Consider the following 17798-nt stretch of genomic DNA (forward strand, 5'->3'; position numbering starts at 1 on the left):
ATCGAGGCGGGTTGAGGTGCCTTCAAGAAGATCCGACATCGTTGTCAGACCTCCGCGGCTGCTCAGTTACCTGATGGCGGCTTTTCTTGCGGCCGTCGGGCTGGGCCTGGCTACGACGCCCGCGGCCGCCGCCAACGCGGTGTGCGTCCTGGCTTGTGACACCCAGGATCCTTCGCTGGCCCACCAGGAGAGCTTTCCGGTGCCGAACAAGGACCTCAATGGCCGTCGTCTCGAACTGCACGTGTCGGTCACGGACGACATGGCCTGGGCCAGCATCGACAGCGGCGTGACCGGCGACTCTGTGTGGCTTGACCGCTCCTGGGACGGCGGTGCCACCTGGGAAGGACTGCTGGGCAAGGCGAGCATCCCGGCCACCTGGACCGGTACCAGGACACTGATGTACAACATCACCGACCCGCGCAACCACAGACGAGGACTGGTCCGGGCCTGCGGGGACGCCGCCGCCGTCGGCTGCACGAACTGGGCCTACCCCAGCGTCTGCGACACCCTCTGTGACGGGACCGACGCCGGCCAAGCGGCCGGTGACGACCAGCCGGTACCCTCGACCACCCTCTACGGCCGCGCGATCCGGCTGCATGTCGACCAGAGGAACTCCATGGCCTGGGCCGCCATCGACACCGGCGGTGCGGGCGACGAGATCTGGCTCGACCGCTCCTGGGACGGCGGCTCGACCTGGCCGGACGGCTCCTCACTCGGCCGCACCAGCATCCCGTCCGGGACCACCACCACCCGTACCGCGATGTACGCCACCCGCGACCCGCGTGGCCTCCTCTACGGCGGCGCGGTCCGCGCCTGCGGGCGCGAAGCCGGTCACCAGGAGGGCAGTTGCACGGCATGGGTCAGGCCCGCGCCGAGCAGAGCGCGTGCGGCGGCTGACGCGCTGATGGCCTCGTACGACCCCTACAACGGCTGGTGGCCGAGCAGTTGGTGGAACTCCGCCGCCACCCTCACCTCCCTCATCGACTTCGCCAGGACCACCGGCACGCACGACTACGACTGGGTCATCGCGCGCACCTTCGACCAGAACAAGGGCACCTTCGCCGCCGGCGTGCGCAGTTCGGACGCGATCGAGGGCGACTTCATCAGCCGCGCCGTCGACGACTCCGGCTGGTGGGCCATCGCCTGGCTCGACGCGTACGACTACACCCGCGATTCCCGCTATCTGAACGAGGCGGTCACCATCGGCCAGTACGTCCAGCGGTACTGGGACACCGGCACGTGCGGTGGCGGCGTGTGGTGGGACCGCGAACGCACCTACAAGAACGCGGTGACCAACGGGCAGTACCTCTGGCTGACCACGGCGCTGCATCAGCGCATCCCGGGCGACACCGTATGGCTCCAGCGGGCAAAGTCGGCCGCGGCCTGGTACAGGTCCAGCGGGATGATCAATTCCTCGGGGCTGGTGAACGACGGGCTGACCTCGGCCTGCGCCAACAACGGCAGCACCGTGTGGAGTTACAACCAGGGACTGGCCATCGGCGGCTTCACCGAGTTGTGGAGGACGACCGGTGACAGCTCGCTGCTGAGCACCGCGCGGACCCTGGCCGACGCCGCGATCACGAGCGCGACGCTGACCCGCGCCGGAGTGCTCACCGAATCCTGCGACATCGGCTCGGCGTCCTGCGACGACAACCAGAAGCAGTTCAAGGGCATCTTCATGCGGCACTTCGCCGACCTAGCGAAGGCCACCGCTTCCAGCACTTACCAGAACTACGTCCAAAAGCAGGCGGACACCCTGTGGGCACAGGACCGCAGCTCCCTCAACACCTTCGGCGAACGCTGGGCCGGCACCACCCCCAACCAGACCGACTGGCGCACCCAGGCCGGCGCCCTCGGCGCGCTCACCGCCGCCGCTGGCTGAACGGCCGCGGGCTTCGGGAGGTGGGCGCACCCGCACGGGGGACGCACTGTGGATCAGCCCTTGCGGGTCTTGATCTCGTCGGTGAGTTACGGGACGGCTGCGAGGAGGTCGCCGATCACGCCGTAGTCGACGAGGTCGGAGATCGGGTGCGTTGGCTAAGGGTTGTCCCGCAAGTGCTGCCGTGCTCTGAGCAGAGGCCCGGCTCGGTAGGGTCGGCACTGCAGCCGACCGAAGAGGACCGTTCGATGGCGACGTATGACCAGCTGACTGAGTGGGCCGGTCTCGGCCATGTCACGCGTGCCAGACGGGACGTGGTGGCCGACTGGCGGATCCCGGACTTCATGAAGGTGCAGCTAGTCGAGGTGGGCATTCCGGTAGCGCCGCGTCTCATCGAGCGAGTCGTGATTCAGAGCGAGGCTGATCCGGTTCTGCTCACGTTCCGCGGTCCGCTCTACCGTCTCACCGAGCAGGCGGATCTCGATGAGCCGGCCGAGCGGTCATTGTTCGGCGTCGAGCCGGAGACCGGGGTGGTCTACTTCGTCATGCCGGACGGGGAGGCATGGTTCGCCAACTCGAGTGTCGACGTGTGGCTCGACGTCCTTCATCGTTACGGCAGCTGCGTCGCTGCCTCAGAGTTTCTCGGCGAGCCGGACGGCCCTGAGGAGTACCTCTCCGAAGAGGAGGAAGAGCGGGCTTTCGCCGAGCTGAATCGGCTGGCCGAGGAGCTGAAGGAAGTCGATCCTGCGGCCTTCAAGGGCTACGAGGGGTTTCTCTGGCCAGGGCTCCTGGATCGATGGCTCTACTGACCTTGGCCCGGTAGAGCCACGGCCCGTGTATCTGGAGCACGTGGGGATGCCGGGCCAGCCACTGAGATGATCTTCTTGTGGGGGCTGTGATCACGGCGTCGGAGCCGTCTTGGACAGCGCCGTACTCCGGGCTGAGTCCGAAGCAGTTCGGAAAGCTGATCACCGTGCTGCGGCGCGGAGGTCCGCACCTGGTCTGCAGGGGCCGTCCGTGGAGTCTGCCGCTGGAATACCGGGTTTTGCTGGTCGCTGCCTACTGGCGGACGAACCTGACCCTGCGGCAGCTGGCTCCCCTGTTCGGGATCTCGAAGTCGGCCGCAGGTCGGATCGTGAACCAGCTCGGGCCCTGTCCGCGCCCGGCCTGCTCCAGAACGTAGTGGCCATCCGCTCGAACTCGGACGCCCCCGGGCGGGACGTGTATCGCGAAGGAACGCCACTAGGCGCGAGCGTGATCCAGATCTTCGGGGAGCCGTAGGTGCCGCCCGAGGCGTCGAAGACGCGCCTGATCGCGTCGGTGAGCTGGCCGCGCCGCACCTCGCGGGCAGTGACGGGCCGATCCCGCCATTTGTAGAACCACGACTCCGATACCCCCAGCACGCGGCATGCTGTGGTGTGCGGAATGTTCTGCTCGACCTTGCAGTCGCTGATCACTCCGGCCAGCTGGGCCGGGTCCGCCGCAGCTACTTCACCCACAAGGCCATGCAGCGTTTGAAGACATCACGTTCCATCTCCAGCTCGCGGATGTGCTCGTTCTTCTCGGTCATCTCGCGCCGCAGCCGCTCCAGTTCCGCGCGTTCGCCATCGCGCAGCTGGCCGCCCGAGGCGGAGGGCGCGGGCCGGTCGGAGGAGGCCGAGCCGTTGCGGCGCCACCGCGAGACCCAGCTGTGCAGCGTCCCCGGATGCACCCCGAGATCCTCGGCGACCTCCGGGATCGGCTTCCCGGTCTCGATCACGATGCGTACAGCACCCTCACGGAACTCCGCGTCGTACTTCCGTTGCTTGGACCCCATGAACCTCAACTTCCCCTGGTATCACGGACTCCACGTTACGAGGGGACCTCAAGCAGGACGGCATGCAGAGTGTGCAGTTCCTCCAGCGAGAAGGTCGCGGTCTCGCCTGTGACGAGCCGCTCGTGGAGCTGCTCCAACCGCTGCCTGCCGCAACCTGCTCGCACAGTCAGGGCCGGTTCCTCCCCACGTCGATGGGCAAGCCACAGCAGAGCGTCTCTAACGACGGTGCACTGCTCGCCGACGAACCGGACGGAGTAACCCGTTCCCTCCCGCCGTACGAATGGCCTAGACCTCACGGTGTGCCTCCGGGGTCTATCAAGACGTACCGGCCGCCATGGACACCTTGCGCCCACTGATCGGCGGAGTACTGGAAGGCGTGGATGTTGTATGGCGTCTTCACCACCAGCACTTCCTTGCCCACGTAGTAAACGACCTCCGAGCCCTTCGTGGTGTCACATCGCCGACCAGTTCGACATCCACCCCGAGGCCCTGCGCGGCTGGTGCGGCAGGCCGAGACCGACGACGGCGCGCGGCCGGGCAGTGACCGACCCTTAACCCTCACAGCGAGGCGTCCTCCCGTGCGTTGCACGGGAGGACGCCTCGCTGACGACCCTCACTCAGTTGCTGTCAAGCACCCATGTGATAGGTCTCCTGCCACACTCCTCGGCTGGGGAAGCGGTGCTGTCGTTGGTCGGGCAGGCTGTGCCCGTCGAAGGGTTCTCGCCTGTTTCCCGAGCGACCAATTGCGCTGTGCAGGTTTACGATCGCAGCTCACCACGGGAATCGAAAAATGATGAAGCCATGTCGGCAAGATCAGCCAATTCGACATCAGCCAGAATCTCACCATCAGACGATGATTGCACAGAAAAGCGACCGTTACCCTGCGGTTCGATGCATATCTCACCAGCATCCCTCTTAAAGGGATCAATAGCCAACCGCAAGACGTCGTGAGAGAAGAACGGAAACATGCCACTCAAGCGAGAGTTTGACCGCAGTGCGGCCAGCATCTCACGATGAGAGATGCGGTTATCATCCGCCAAAAGGATACCCCAAGCGGTTTCCGCAGGTTCGCCGCACTCGTAGCCTTCAGCCATTTTGGAAAACTCGATGAATGGAAAGCGCTCACGCAGAGGCGCAAGAAGTACACCGCTCCGCCATGCGTCGATAACTTCTGCAACGTCTCCCAGAGCGGTCGTGCTCCCGTTTGCCCAGACGAAATCACCCTCGGCACTGTCCATGGAGATTGAAAAGGATCTCCGGTTCAGGACCGTGCTAATTCTGATGAGTCCACGACTCGAAGCAGCCTCGGCAGTGCGATACACGCTGAGCCCTCGATCCGAGGCAGGTCGTACGTCTCCAAGGTCGAGACCACGGTCTTCCTCAAGGCGCCGAAGCGCCTGAGACAGACCACCATACGCCACTAGCTCTGGGTAGTACTTTGCGTCTGGAGCTTCAGCGAAGCTAGCCATCGACATATCCACGGCTCTCAGGCCTCTCCACGCTGTTGGTTACGATTCATCAGGACCCCACAGTAGCCACATCTTGGAAAGGGCGGGGTCTGTCGACCAGGCTGGCTCCTCCAACGGCAGCACGTCTCCGTTTGCATCGTAGAGGGTTATCGACTTCCATGACCGTTTACCTGAGACCACCGACTTTGCAAGCCATGCCATCTCCTGCTCGGTCGCTTTCGATCCCGTCGACATCCCTCTCAGCGCGGAACCGGTAAAGCCGCCAGCGAATCCCTTGGTATTGACGTGAATGTGAATATTGGGGTTGTCGATAGCCGCCATGACCGACTCTTGCCAAGTTCCCCCGTCTGGGAGCTTGCCCATGTAGTGGGTGAAGCCATTGTCATAAGCCCACTTGACAGTCCCCATATCCTGCGCACCGAGTGCCACATCGGTACAGTTCGTGTTATGGACCAGCACGGGCGTGTCGCCCGCGACCACATAGTACGTGTGGAGGTTGTCGATCGTGAGGTTGTAGGCGGAGTGGAGGCGGTGAAAGTGGTGGACGCGGACCACGGTGACGGTCTCGCCGTTGTTGGTGCGCAGGGTCTGGCCGGGTTTGAGATCGCCGGCGTCGATCCATCGGTGGGCGCTGGGTGACCAGAAGGGGTGGTGCTGTGTGGCGGTGATCTGTGCTTTGCCGATGTTTATCGTGATGTCGGCGAAGTCGGTGTCGTCCGGCGTATAGATGGTGCGGATGACGGTGTGGCCTTCGGTACGACCCGTTTCAGGGTCAGTGGCTAGAGCCACATCACCGATCCGAACGTCCTCGATCGGCTTGGTCGTGCCGTCACCCATCAGTACGCGCGTGGTGCCGGGGAAGCTATTGCGTTCGCATGTCTTGGCAAGAGCTTCGCTGGCTCTCCTGGCGATACCGGCAATGGCCTCGTCGGAGAGGTCGACGGCGCGTAGGCCTTTCCACGCGTCGGTGAAGCCGATACCGGTTCTTTCGGCGGCGTCGACTGCTTTGACGGCGTCGGCGAGTGCGGCCAGAGGCTTCTCGAGCGGAAGGTACGCGGCGATGCTCCAGGCGCAGGCGGTCTTGCTGCCGTGCATGCAGTCCATGAGGTCTTCGGCGAAGACGGAGAACAGGATCGATCCGGCGGTATCGCCAAAGAGGTTCTGCCATCCGGCGCGGACGATGTCCTTGCCGGAGAAGTGATGTGCCCAGCCGTCGATCTCGACGTTCTTCAGCGTTGCCCGCTTCAGGAACTGCCATGCCGACTTCGGGCACCCCTCCGCCGTGGCTTGGGCCTGGTCGTCGGTGCACAGGTAGAAGTCGGCCTCGTAGGTGACGACCAGGTTGTACTTCGCGTTGCAGCCCTGGAAGGCCGCTTCCGGCATCCCCGGGCAGGTGCCGATCTGCTTGCTGCTGACGATCTCGGCGGTGGACTCGTCCGGAACGGCGAACACACCGGGAATGCCCGTACCGGCCCCTTGGGATGCTTCCTTGTTGGCTTCCTCCCGTTCGGTGCGATCGGCGGCGTCCTGGGCGTCCTTGGCGTATTTGTCGGCGTCCTTGGCGGCTTGTTCGGCTTCGGTGGCGGCGGCGTCGGCTCGGTCGGCGGCGCTGCGGGCGTCCTTGGCGTCCTGTTCGGCCTGGGTGGCGGCGGAGCGGGCGGCGGAGGCGTCGAGTTCGGCGGCGTCGGCACTGTCGCGGGCGTCCTTGGCGTAGCCCTCGGCGTTGCCTGCGGCCTTGTCGGCGGCGGCTGCGTCGGTGGTGGCCTGCTGGTCGTAGTCGATGGTGCGGGCCAGGGACGCTGAGGCTGCTGCCGCGGCCTTGGCGGCGTCGGCGGCGTAGCCGAGGGCGTCCTTGGAGTAGGTGCGGGCGTCGGCGGCGTACTGGGCGGCGTTGGCCGCGTGCTGGTAGGCCTCCTTGGCGTCGCCCTTGGCCTGGTCGGCGATGTTCTTGGCGGCCTGGGCCTCGGCGGCGGCGTTCTTGGCGTGGGCGTCGGCGACGGCCTGCTGCTGTTCGGCGATCGTCTTGGAGTTCTGTCCGGTCAGGACGACGAGGCCGGCGGCGGAGTCGGTGTCGACGTAGGAAGAGCCGAGCTGGATCGCGTCGTTGGCGGGATCGGCGACCTGCTGGGCCGCTTCGCCCGCGTCCACGGCCGCCTGGGCGGTGACGTGCGCGAACCCGGCCGCCTTCGCCGCGGCCGCGAGTGCCTTGCCCGCTTCTGTGTTCGCCGCGTTCGCCTGGGTCTTGGCGTCCTTGGCGTGCTGCTGGGCCTCGTCGGCGAGCTTGACCGCGGCTCTGGCCTCGGCGGAGGCGTCCTGGGAGGCCTTGATGGCGTCGGCGACCGCGCTGGTGGCGGTCTTCACCGCCGCGTCGGCCTTCAGCTTGGCCGCCTGTGCGGCGTCCGCGTCGGAGCGGGCCCGTGTGGCGGCGGCTTCGGCACGGGTGGCCGCGGCGTCCGCGTCGGCTGCAGCCTGGGTGGCGGCGTCGGCCTCGGAGCGGGCCCTGCCGGCCGCGGTCTCGGCGTCGTCGGCCGACTTGTCCGCGTCGTTCGCGGCGGCCCGGGCAGCGGTCGCCGCGTCGCCGGAGTCGAGGGAGTCGGCGTAGGCGTCCTTGGCGTCGGCCTTGGCGCGGGCCGCGTCGGCCTTCTGCTCGGCGTCCCAGGCGTCGTCGCGCATCGCCTTGGCGTTGTCCTTGGCCGCGACGGCGTCGTCGCGCCGGTCCCCGGCGGTCTTCTCGGCCGCCTCCGCCTTGTCCTTGGCGTCCTTCGCCTTCGTCGCCTCGGACTCGGCGTTCTTGCGATGCTCGGCGGCCTCGGCCCGGCTGGCGGCGGCGTTCTCCTTCTCCGCCTTGGCCGTCTTCTCCTCGGCCTCGGCGGCGAGCCGCTTGGCGTGTGCGTCGGCGGCGGCCGCCTTCGCATCGCCCTCGGCCTTCAGCGCGTCGGTGAGCTTCGCCTCCGCGGTTTCCTTGTCCTTCTTGGCGTTGTCGCGGTGCACCTTCGCGGCATCGGCCGCGGCCTTGGCCTGCAACTCGGCCTTCTCCGCGGCCTTCTTACGGAACTCCGCCTTCACCTGGGCGGCCTGCGCGAGCGCGCGCTCCGCGATGGTCTGGCTGTCGCCGCCGGAGGCGCGGGTGGCGGCCTCGGCGGTCTCGCCGGCCTTCACCATCGCCTCAAGCGCGGCCGCCGCACCCTGGGTGACCTGAGCCTTCTGCTGTCCGACGAGCAGACCGCGCCCCCGCGGCGCGCCGTTGGTGTCGGCGATGGTGTAGGAGGCCTGCTCGGCGGTGTCCGAGGCGGTGGCGGCCTTCTTCACGGCGGCGAGCTGGGTCTTGAGGGCGTCGAGCTGCTTCTTCGCCGCCGTCTGGGCGGCTGTGATGCCGGCCTTGGCCTTGTCGAACTGGGCCTTGGGCGGCACGGTGCCGGTGTGTCCGGAGGGCGTGACGTCGAACTGCTGCGGCCCGCTGCCGTTGCACGTGTAGAGCCACGAGTTGTAGCCGTTGGTGTACTCGTGCAGGTCGAGGCATTTGTCGGTGCCGACGTTGCGCAGGCTGCCGGTGGCGCGGAGGTTGAACTCCCACGTCTGCGCCGGGGATCCGCTGCACGTCCAGATCTGGATCTTCGTGCCGTTGGCCGGGTTGTTGTTCGAAACGTCCAGACACTTCTGGGAGTTGACGTTCTGCAGGTGCAGTCCCCGGTCGTCGCCGTAGACCTTCCACTCCTGCGCCGCCGAACCGTTGCACGTGTACAGCTGGATGGGGGTGCCGTTGTCCTTATTCGCACCCTCGACGTCGAGGCACTTGCCCTGCGCGGCGTGCACCTCGATCACCGCCGGCGCGTCGCCGACCCAGCCGGCCCCGCCCGCGGACCAGTAGTCCTGCCAGCGTGCGAGGTGGTCTGCGACCCACGAGTACCCCAGCAGGTCACCCAGTGCCTTGGCGCCGGCCGCCAGGGACTTGGTGGCGTCCTTGTTGGCGTTCAGGATCTGGTTGCGCTGCGTGGCCTGAGAGGCGATCTCCTGCTGCCACTCCGTCGCGGCCGTGCCGGAGACGTCACCCAGCACGTTGTCGGGATCGATCGGGTCACGCCACGCGCACGCGGCGAACCGGGACTTCAAATCCTCGACGGCGATGCGGTACTCCGCCGTGCCCGGCTCCGGGGCGCTACGGGGAAATCCCCCCGACGCCAGGAACATACGGGCGTTGTCCGCGCCCGCGTTCTCCCCCGGAGCCCCGTGCAGCCATCTGAACGCGTCCCGCTCGGCGAGGGCCCGGTTCCACTCGCCGGCCGGCAGCCCGACCGGGTCGGGGTCCTTGCCGTACAGAGGGCTGCCCAGGTCGTCGACGGCCTTGAGGGTCGCCGCGTCCGCCTTGGGCGTGGAGTCGGCATAGAAGTCGCCGTCGCTCTTCCAGAACCGGTCGGCGGTCCATTTCGTCAGACCGGTCTGGCCGTAGAAGTCCTCCTTGCCGTCCCCCGGTGACCCCGGAGGCCAGTGGAAGTCGGTCTCGGTGAAACCGGCCGGTGTCGTCAGACCGACGGCAGGCTTCTGCCATCCGTCCCGGAGAGCATGGAGGGCGTCCAGCTCCTTGCCCGCCGCGTCCCGGTCCGTCTGGTACGCGGTCGCGAGCGGGGTCTTCTCCCAGCTCTTCCGGTCGGCGAGCGTATGAAGCTTGTCCGCGGGCTGGTTCAGACCGTCCTGCGCGGTAGCGGCCATGGACGGGCCGCCCAGTCGCAGCACATCGGCCATGAGGCACTGGTCCTGCCGCAACTGCTCGGCAGCGGTGTCCACATTCCAGTCGTACGAGGCTGCCGCCGGGTCGGCGTCCGCTCCACGGCCGAGCAGGTCGGGTTGGACAGCCAGGCCGCCGAGGACGGCCAGCGCGGCCACGGACGTGACGACGGGAGTGAGGAATCCGGATCTTCGTGATCCGGGCGTACGCAACCACGGTCTGGGGCGCAACAGAGCATCTCTTTCTTCGTTCAAGGGGGGCGGGCGTAGTCAGGCCCGGTCGAAGACAGGGGGAGGACAGCGGTCCTGAGCGGGAGTCAGGGGCGCACAGCGCAGGCTGGAGCAGCGTGCGCGGACGGCCGGTATGACGGCATGGCGAAGCAACCCTCCCCGTGGGCGACGGTGTTTCCCCGGTCGCCGAATGACAGACGCGTGTGTCCGGACTGGTCAAGATCCACCGCACGCGGCGCTCACCATAGACACAGAACACGTGACCGGAACAGGAAAAACTCAGGGCCTACAGACACACTCACACGCCGCTTCGGGGAGACGACACCCGTTCCGGAATACGTCGTTCACGTGTGCACCCCATGCAAAACCTGTGTTGTTTCTGTGAAACGGAACGAACGTTGGAGCCTCCGACGCTTCCCGAAACAAGCCACCAGGTGATACAAGTCACGACACAAAATCGGAGAGGGCGATACGCCCGCGGGAGCCGGCGCCTCTGAAGGCGAATGTGCGTTGGCGTGCTCAGCCAGCAGCCGGCCCGTTCCGAACAGGACGAGTCTGCAGGCGCCCTGGCGGCTCACGAGCTGGGAATTTCAGTCGCGGATGGCACAAGGTGTGGACGATGGCCTGCGGCGTCGATGAATTCTGTGACTGCTGGTTGGCACTGAATATCGGTGAAGGATGGCCCCTTGCGCGCGTTTCTGGCTTGCTGGCACCTCTTTGGTCGAATCGCTCCGTGCCCTCTGATTATTTTTGTCTTCTCTGCTCATGGAGCAGATCAGCGTGGAAGGGTCCGTAGGCCCGCGCGTGCTTGAGGGCAGGGTGGCTGGCCCGCTCTGGTCGGATGTGCGCGGCTGGGAGGACCTGGCCCTCCTGTGCGGTGAGGAGGACCTGGCTGTCGGCCGGGCGAAGCTTGACCTCGATCGGGGCTGGTCAGACCGGTGGTCTGCGACGTGGAAGGTCGGAAAGACGAAGCGGACCGGTCCGGTCACGGGTTTGAACACGGTGGCGTTGACCGGCTGCGTTCCTTGGCGTGGCTTCACCTGGCACACACGCCAGTTCCATCGGCGGGTTCGGGTCTCCTACGTTCCAGCCGGACCACCAACGTCCGACACCAATGGGGGCCCTGGTGACCACTTCCTGTATCAGGTAGATCTCTGGCCATCCGACCGGGCTCATGGACTCGTCATCGTCAAGCAGGGGCCAGAAATCTGGGCAGGATAGGTGCTCGTCTAAACCGTGGCATCTGGGGGATCCGTGTGAGGCTCCCGCCGTGACTGGTGTGATCACGGCGTCGCAGCCGTCCTGGATAGTCCCGTTCACCGGGTTGAGCTCCCGCTGTTTCGGCACGTTGGTAGCACAGTTGCGGCACGAAGGAGCTGACGCGGTCCGAAGAGGCCGGCTGTGGAGCCTGCCGCTGGAGGACCTGGTGCTGCTGGTCACGGCTTACTGGCGAACCAACTTGACGCTGCGGCAGCTCGCACCACGGTTCGGCGTCTCAAAGTCCGCGGCTGACCGCATCATCAGCCACCTCGGCCCCCTGCTCGCGCTCAAGCCCCGCAGGCGGTTCCGCAAGGGCACCGTGCTCATGGTGGACGGAACCCTGGTCCCCACCCGCGACCACACGGTGGCCGAGCAGTCAAAGAACTATCCCTACTCCACCAACCATCAGGTCGTCATCGACGCCGACACCCGACTCGTCGTCGTGGTCGGCCGACCGTTGCCCGGCAACCGCAACGACTGCAAAGCGTGGGCACTGTCCGGAGCCAAGGACGCCGTCGGCCGCACTACCGTCATCGCCGACGGCGGCTACCGCGGCACCGGCCTGATCATCCCGCACCGCCGCGAGCGCGGGCAGAATGAACTGCCTGCCTGGAAGGAGGAGCACAACACCTCTCACCGCCAGGTCCGCGCCCGTGTCGAGCACACCTTCGCCCGCATGAAGACCTGGAAGATCCTCCGCGACTGCCGCTTGAAGGACGACGGCGTCCATCACGCGATGAGTGGAATCGCCCGCGTGCACAACCTCGCCCTTGGCCGATAGACGAGCAGAGCGGGCAGCAGCCAATCACGGTCGCTCGAAGATCTTTACGGGACAAGCCTTAGTGTGATCAGGTGACGGAATTCAACATCCTTGGTGACAGCACGAATTGGCAGAAGGACTTCGAGCGGCGGCTACGCACCTCGTACACGGCGGCCGGGCTCGGCGCGGCCGCGGCGGAGCGCATGCTCGACGAGAGAAGCGCCGGCATCGGCGACTGGACCGTCGCGGAGATCACGGACGCCGGGAGCCGCGTGGGATACGTCGCCGTGGTCGTGGCCGACGACAGCGGCACACTCGCGGGCCGTATCGGCGACCTCCGCGTCGATGAACCCCACACCGACCGGGGGCACGAACAGGCCGCCCGAGACTGGGCCGAGGGGTGGTGCGCGGAGCGCGGCGCACTCCGGCTGGACATACGACTCACCGAGCCCGCGGGCGAGTTGTTCGACGGTTACCGCGTCCGTGGTCAGCTCAGGACGCGGCACGTCAGTTCCCCGCCCGAACCCGTCGACGGCGTCACCGCACGGCCGATGACACAGGCCGAATATCCCGAGTGGCTCGTCTCCGAGAAGGTCGCCTACGTCGGCGACATCGTCCGGGCGGGAGCCCTGAGCCCCGAGGAGGCCGTACGCAAGTCCGACCGCGACTTCGCGAAGCTGATTCCCGAGGGCCTGGCGACGCCCGACAACACGTTCCTGGTGCTCGAGGCGGTGGGCGAACAGATCGGCACCGGCTGGTTGAAGCACGGGTTCCTCCCGGGGGTGACCTACGGCTACTCGCTGCACATCCAGGAGCGGCACCGCGGCAAAGGGTACGGGCGGGCCGCGATGGTGGCCGGCGAACAGGCCACGCTCGCAGGCGGGGACTCGGCGCTGATGTTCACAGTGTGGGGCGGCAACGAGGTGGCCATGAACCTCTACACGAGCGTCGGCTATCAAGTCGTGGAGGAAAGCCGTTCCATCAGCCTGCCCCGCTCCGCGGCCTGACGCGACTCACCACGGCACGACGAACCGGCGCCCCCGCTTGCTACCTGACTTGACAGATCAACCGCATTGGGTGGGTCATCCGCCGTTCTGGCCCGCTCGCAACTTGCGAGCTCGCTCGGCCGGGTCGTAGTGCGGACCGACGCCCTCGATCAGCACCAAGTCGCCCTCCACGTGGTCGGTACGCAATCTCAGGATGGCCCGGTAGGCGGGAGAGTCGTACCAAGCGCGGGCTTCGGCCAGGCTGGGGAACTCGATCAGCACCATGCTGCCGGGCCACGTACCTTCTACGACGTCGACCGGCGGACCGTGGATGACGAAGCGGCCGGCGAAGGGGTCGAGGGTTGCCTGGATGCGTTCCAGGTACTCGATGACGTCGGAGTGATTCCGGCGGCTGCGGAGATGAGCGAAGCCGTAAGCGGGCATCACGAGCTTCCTTTCGTTCCGGGGGTGTGAGCGATGACCAGAACGTAGGTGAAGGTGGTTGGGCAGTGCGATTACCTCGGGGGTAATTGCCGGGAGCCACATCGGAGAAGATCAGGGTCGCCACCGCCTGGGCCGAGTCTTTCGGCGCCTCGGCCAGGACCTCCACCGAGCCCAGCCGCACCTTCAACTCGCTGAACCCCCACAAGCCGCTGGCCGACAACCCATCCACCCTTGCCCAGGCGGCGGGTCATCGGCCCGGTGTGTTGTCGGCGGCGGCTGGCATGATCAGCTGCATGGTCGACCTTCCTTCAGCGTCTCGGTGCGGGGCCCGAGGGGGAGCTCTCAATGGAGGTTGCCGGTGAGTTCGCGGGACAGGGACCTGGCGTACCAGGCGGTGGCGCGGGCGTTCGTGGACGGGGATCCGCTCGATCAGGCGGGAGGGCCCCTGGACGTCCGTACGGTGGTGGCGGGCATCCGTACGGAGGCCAGGGATGGGTTCCTGCTTGAGGAGGTGCCGTGGGAACGCTTCCCGGAAGGCGTCAGCGTTCGGGAGTACATGGAGCGTCTGCGCTCGGGCGACGCCGTCCGCGGTTCCCTCGGCATGCTCAACGGCCTGTGCGCCAACGACATGAGGGCCGCGGTGGCGCCGACGGTGCCCTTCCTGATCCGGGTCGGTACCGACCCGGAGTCCGACCACCGCGCCGAGGCTCTGGCGGTGACAGCCGAAGTGGCCCGCATGCAGCACCAGGGTGTGTGCACGCGTGCTGACATGATGCGGTTCCGTGGCGACGACGAATGGTTCTTCGAGGTCACTGGCTACTTGCAGAACTGGTCGGTGCAGGCCGCCCGCGACGCGATCGCCGCGGACACCGATCTCCTCCTGCCCCTGCTCGATGACCCCGACCCCGAAGTGCGCATCGCCGCCGCCTACGCACTGGCGGCCGCCTCCGCAGGCGCGCAGAACATCCTCTCCGCGTTCCAGGCTCGTTTGCTCGCCGAACAGGACCCGGCCGTACGCGCCGGCCTCGTACTGGCGATCGCACAGCTGGCTCGGGCGCACCAGGATTCGTCGACGGTGGAGTGGTTGCGAGCCTGCTGGCCCGACCCCGCACGGCCGCCCGAGGTACGGGTGAGCGCCGCACTGGGGTGGCTGTGCCTCACGGACCTGCCGGTCCCGGACGAACTGCCCTCCATGCTGGACGATTTCGCCACCCCCGAGACAACTCGGCCAATGGCGCAGCTGCCGTGGATGCGTGCGGCCGAGAGCACCCACAGAAACGGCCTGCACCGCTGCCTGCACGCAATGCTGCAGCCCGACACAGCTGACGCCGAAGACCGCTCGGACGACCCGTGGTCCTGACCGTGCGCCGGCACGACCCGTACGGCCGGGAACCGGGCAGACCCCCACGCCACAACGCAGTGGGAAATCGCCGCCCTTCGGCCGAGAAGCGGGCAGTGAACAGTCTCCGCGACGACCTTTCCTCGGGCCGGTGGGCGGAGCGCAACCGCGACCTCGTCGCCCTCGACGCGGCGGAACTCGGCCTCCGCCTGCTCGTCGCCTGAACCATCCCGTGCGAGAACGCCGCTGTTGAACTGACGTCGACGACAACGCGGTTGGCTGCGGGGCGGCAGAGCGCTACGCGATGCCACCGTTGCTCATCAGCAGCTGACCGTTGATCCACTCGCCTTCCCGGGAGCACAGGAAGTCCACCAGGTGCGCGGTGTCCTGCGGAGTGCCCAGGCGGCCGAGCGGGGTGTGGCGGACGCAGTCCTCGCGGATTTCCTCGGACATCCAGCCGGTGTCGACCGGTCCGGGGTTGATCGCGTTCGCGGTCACGCCGAGGTGGGCGAGTTCGCGGGCGGCGGCCAGGGTGATGCGGTCCTGGGCTCCCTTGCTCGCTCCGTAGGGCAGGTTGCCGACGGTGTGATCGCTGGTGAGGCTGACGATCCGGCCAGTTCCCGGGTCTGCGGCGAAGCGGCGTCCGAACTCGCGGATGAGCAGCCAGGTGGCGCGCGCGTTGACGGCGAAGTGGCGGTCGAAACTCTCGACCGTGGTGTCGAGCAGACCGGAGTCGACCGACTCGCAGTGGCACATCACCAGAGCGGTGACACTCCCCAGCCGCCTTTCGACCTCGTCGAATACGCGTGCCGGGGAGTCCGCGTCGGCCAGGTCCGCCTCGATCGCCGCGATGGACGCACCATGTGCGGTGAGAGCCCGGCTGATCACTTCGGTCGCGTCGGGCTCACTGCCCCAGGTCATGCGGTCGTCGTACGGGGTCCAATGGGTGAAGGCGATATCCCAGCCTGACGCTGCCAGCCGGAGGGCGATGCCGGCGCCGATGCCGACGGTGCGCCCCACGCCGGTGACCAGGGCGAGCGGACGGGTGGCGGGGTGGGGTCGACCGTGGGCGGACGGGTCGTGATCGCTGCTCGTCGTCACGGTCAGAGATCGTTCCTGACCCGAACCGGAGCGTCAATCGCCTTTCCCGGCACCCTGCGGCCCGGTATCGGCCTCAGCACTGCGGGCGGCCCGCGCTGAGCGGACTTGCGTCCCGTCCCCGGTTACCGTCACCTCCATCCTCGGGTCCGAGCGCGGGCACTACGCCGTGGTCGCTTCCGGTGGGGCGCTGGAGAACTCGTACACCGCCCAGTCGGTGAGCGTGTGATAGCCGAGGCGCTGGTAGAGGGCGTTGCTGGTGGGGTTGGACAGGTCCGCGAACAGGACGACGTCCCTCGCGCCCGCGGTCAGCGCGGCCCGGCTCACCTCCGCTGCCACGGCGCCCGCGTAGCCGCGACCGCGCAGATCTACCGGGGTGTAGACGACGTCCACCTGGATCTGGCCGCCGATCAGCGGGTTCATGCCCGCGATGGAGACGCCGGTGCCGTCCGGGGTCTCCCAGAGCGCGTAGCGCTTGTCGGCGAAGCGGGTGTCGGCCCACGTGCCGGTGTCGATGGAAACGTCCTCACCGACGGCATTGGCGAACTCGCCGCACCAGTACATGACTTCCTCAAGGTCCTGCTCGCCCAGGAGGCGGCCTCGGCCCGCCGGCATCGGGTCCGGCGGGGTGAGGGTGCCGAGGCGGTACAGACGCAGTCGTGTGTCGCGCAGTTTCGGCGTCGCGCCGGTATGCCGCTGCCAGGCCTCGGCGAAAGCGGCGGCCGTGCTGCGGTCCGCACTGACGGAGGGGAGAACGTGACCGAGGGCGGCCAGATGGGCAGCGAGGGCGTCGGCCTGCTCGGACGTCAGAGGAGAAAGGCCGAAACCATGGGGCGGGAGACGGTAGAAGGTGGCGTGGACCGCGCCCGCTCGCTCCAGCATGCCGAAGACGGGGGCCTCGGTGCCGAACGCCTCCGCCCCACGCGTTCGTACTCTCTCGGCCCAGGTCGACTGCATGATGTGCGGGCCGGGCCGCGAGCGCAGGAAGTCTCCGGCCCGGGCGAGAAAGCCGTCGACGTCTTCGGTGAGTTGCCAGTCATCCGGTCGCATGCCTCATGATCTCCGTACTGCGGGTGGACATCATGGTTTTCCGCCAGAGCTGGACCGCACGACTTCCCCACCATGGAACGTTCCGGCGGCTCGCGCTCTTTGCACCGCGAGGGCCTGATCTGCTGGTAGGCGCGCCCCGGTATCAGGGCCGGCCTCACCGCCTGAGTCAACATGCTGAAGCAGTCTGCTGAGCTGTTCGGTCAGTTGGTCGAGACCGGAGAGCCCGCAGCGACGATCCGCTCCATCGTGCCCTGGATGGTCAGCCGGCCAGGCCCCGAACCAACAGTCCTCTTCGGGCAGTCAGCGTCTGGTGATGCAGAAGGGATGCCCCTCTGGATCGGTGAGAACCCGTGCCTTGTCCCCGTGAGGCTGGTGATCCGGCTTGCCCGCACCGAGCTTCAGCAGCCGGTCCTCGGCTTCGGCCAAGTCGTCCTCGACCTGGAAGCAGATGTGAAGCTGCTGGGGAACGGTTTGGTCGGGCCAGCTCGGAGCCCGGTAGCCGTCGACCCGTTGAAAACCGATGAGGAGCCCGTACTCGCCGTTGAGGCCCGCGAAGTCGGCGTCCGATTTCGGGTGCGGTTCAAGGCCGGTGGCCTGCTGATAGAACGCAGCCAAAGCGAGCGGATCGGGGCAATCGAGCGTTATCGCAACCAACTTCATCTGCACAGGCATGGCATCTCCGGGCCGGTCGACGGACTTCACCGATGAACACCTTAGAGGCGGCAGCCTACGGTTGAGGGGACC

The 17798-nt window shown here is 67.1% G+C and carries 13 protein-coding genes and 2 pseudogenes; 7 read left to right on the forward strand and 8 right to left on the reverse strand.

The features are described 5' to 3' along the window. Positions 1–73 precede the first annotated feature (73 nt). From HEP85_RS42265 to HEP85_RS42275, 3 genes and pseudogenes are all read left to right on the forward strand, one after another. Positions 74–1882: a glycoside hydrolase family 76 protein gene (locus HEP85_RS42265; protein WP_168532719.1), complete on the forward strand. Its 1809-nt coding sequence runs from the start codon at positions 74–76 to the stop codon at positions 1880–1882. A 245-nt stretch (positions 1883–2127) separates the two neighbouring features. Beyond that, on the forward strand, positions 2128–2688 hold the full coding sequence (locus HEP85_RS42270; protein WP_168532721.1) for an SUKH-4 family immunity protein: 561 nt from the start codon (positions 2128–2130) through the stop codon (positions 2686–2688). A 77-nt stretch (positions 2689–2765) separates the two neighbouring features. Continuing rightward, a pseudogene (locus HEP85_RS42275) lies at positions 2766–3032 on the forward strand (transposase family protein); the annotation flags it as partial. Between the two features lie 333 nt (positions 3033–3365). Here the strand turns inward: HEP85_RS42275 and HEP85_RS42280 are convergent. From HEP85_RS42280 to HEP85_RS42295, 4 genes are all read right to left on the reverse strand, one after another. Then, positions 3366–3695 carry a transposase gene (locus HEP85_RS42280; RefSeq protein ID WP_168532723.1) on the reverse strand — a complete coding sequence of 110 codons (330 nt, stop codon included), beginning with the start codon at positions 3693–3695 and terminating at the stop codon, positions 3366–3368. Positions 3696–3730: 35 nt separating this feature from the next. Beyond that, entirely contained in the window at positions 3731–3859 is a 129-nt protein-coding gene (locus tag HEP85_RS42285) for a hypothetical protein (RefSeq protein WP_365769223.1), read from the reverse strand. Positions 3860–4453: 594 nt separating this feature from the next. Next, on the reverse strand, positions 4454–4933 hold the full coding sequence (locus HEP85_RS42290) for a DUF6193 family natural product biosynthesis protein (RefSeq protein ID WP_168532725.1): 480 nt from the start codon (positions 4931–4933) through the stop codon (positions 4454–4456). Between the two features lie 270 nt (positions 4934–5203). After that, positions 5204–10045 (reverse strand): ricin-type beta-trefoil lectin domain protein, encoded by a 4842-nt coding sequence (locus HEP85_RS42295; RefSeq protein WP_369658083.1) that lies wholly within the window; start codon positions 10043–10045, stop codon positions 5204–5206. 1342 nt (positions 10046–11387) lie between these two features. On the opposite strand from HEP85_RS42295, the gene HEP85_RS42300 reads away from it, so the two are divergent. Continuing rightward, entirely contained in the window at positions 11388–12158 is a 771-nt protein-coding gene (locus tag HEP85_RS42300) for a transposase (RefSeq protein WP_168532727.1), read from the forward strand. Between the two features lie 71 nt (positions 12159–12229). Continuing rightward, positions 12230–13144 carry a GNAT family N-acetyltransferase gene (locus HEP85_RS42305; protein ID WP_168532729.1) on the forward strand — a complete coding sequence of 305 codons (915 nt, stop codon included), beginning with the start codon at positions 12230–12232 and terminating at the stop codon, positions 13142–13144. A 75-nt stretch (positions 13145–13219) separates the two neighbouring features. Here the strand turns inward: HEP85_RS42305 and HEP85_RS42310 are convergent, their stop codons facing one another. Then, positions 13220–13567 carry a DUF1330 domain-containing protein gene (locus HEP85_RS42310; RefSeq protein ID WP_168532731.1) on the reverse strand — a complete coding sequence of 116 codons (348 nt, stop codon included), beginning with the start codon at positions 13565–13567 and terminating at the stop codon, positions 13220–13222. 358 nt (positions 13568–13925) lie between these two features. Here HEP85_RS42310 and HEP85_RS42315 point away from each other — a divergent pair, with 358 nt between their 5' ends. Together HEP85_RS42315 and HEP85_RS42320 are read left to right on the forward strand one after the other, a co-directional pair. Then, positions 13926–14927, forward strand: coding sequence for a HEAT repeat domain-containing protein (locus tag HEP85_RS42315; protein ID WP_248002389.1), 1002 nt, complete (start codon positions 13926–13928; stop codon positions 14925–14927). A 74-nt stretch (positions 14928–15001) separates the two neighbouring features. After that, positions 15002–15130, forward strand: a pseudogene (locus HEP85_RS42320) (MerR family transcriptional regulator); the annotation flags it as partial. A 73-nt stretch (positions 15131–15203) separates the two neighbouring features. Here the strand turns inward: HEP85_RS42320 and HEP85_RS42325 are convergent. The 3 genes from HEP85_RS42325 to HEP85_RS42335 form a co-directional block, all read right to left on the reverse strand. Next, a complete protein-coding gene (locus HEP85_RS42325) occupies positions 15204–16007 on the reverse strand; it encodes an SDR family oxidoreductase (protein WP_168532733.1) in 804 nt (267 codons plus the stop codon). Positions 16008–16166: 159 nt separating this feature from the next. After that, positions 16167–17054 carry a GNAT family N-acetyltransferase gene (locus HEP85_RS42330; RefSeq protein WP_168532735.1) on the reverse strand — a complete coding sequence of 296 codons (888 nt, stop codon included), beginning with the start codon at positions 17052–17054 and terminating at the stop codon, positions 16167–16169. A gap of 300 nt (positions 17055–17354) precedes the next feature. After that, positions 17355–17726: a VOC family protein gene (locus tag HEP85_RS42335; protein WP_168534623.1), complete on the reverse strand. Its 372-nt coding sequence runs from the start codon at positions 17724–17726 to the stop codon at positions 17355–17357. Positions 17727–17798: the final 72 nt, after the last annotated feature.

Source organism: Streptomyces sp. RPA4-2 (genome assembly GCF_012273515.2).
Taxonomy (GTDB): domain Bacteria; phylum Actinomycetota; class Actinomycetes; order Streptomycetales; family Streptomycetaceae; genus Streptomyces; species Streptomyces kaempferi.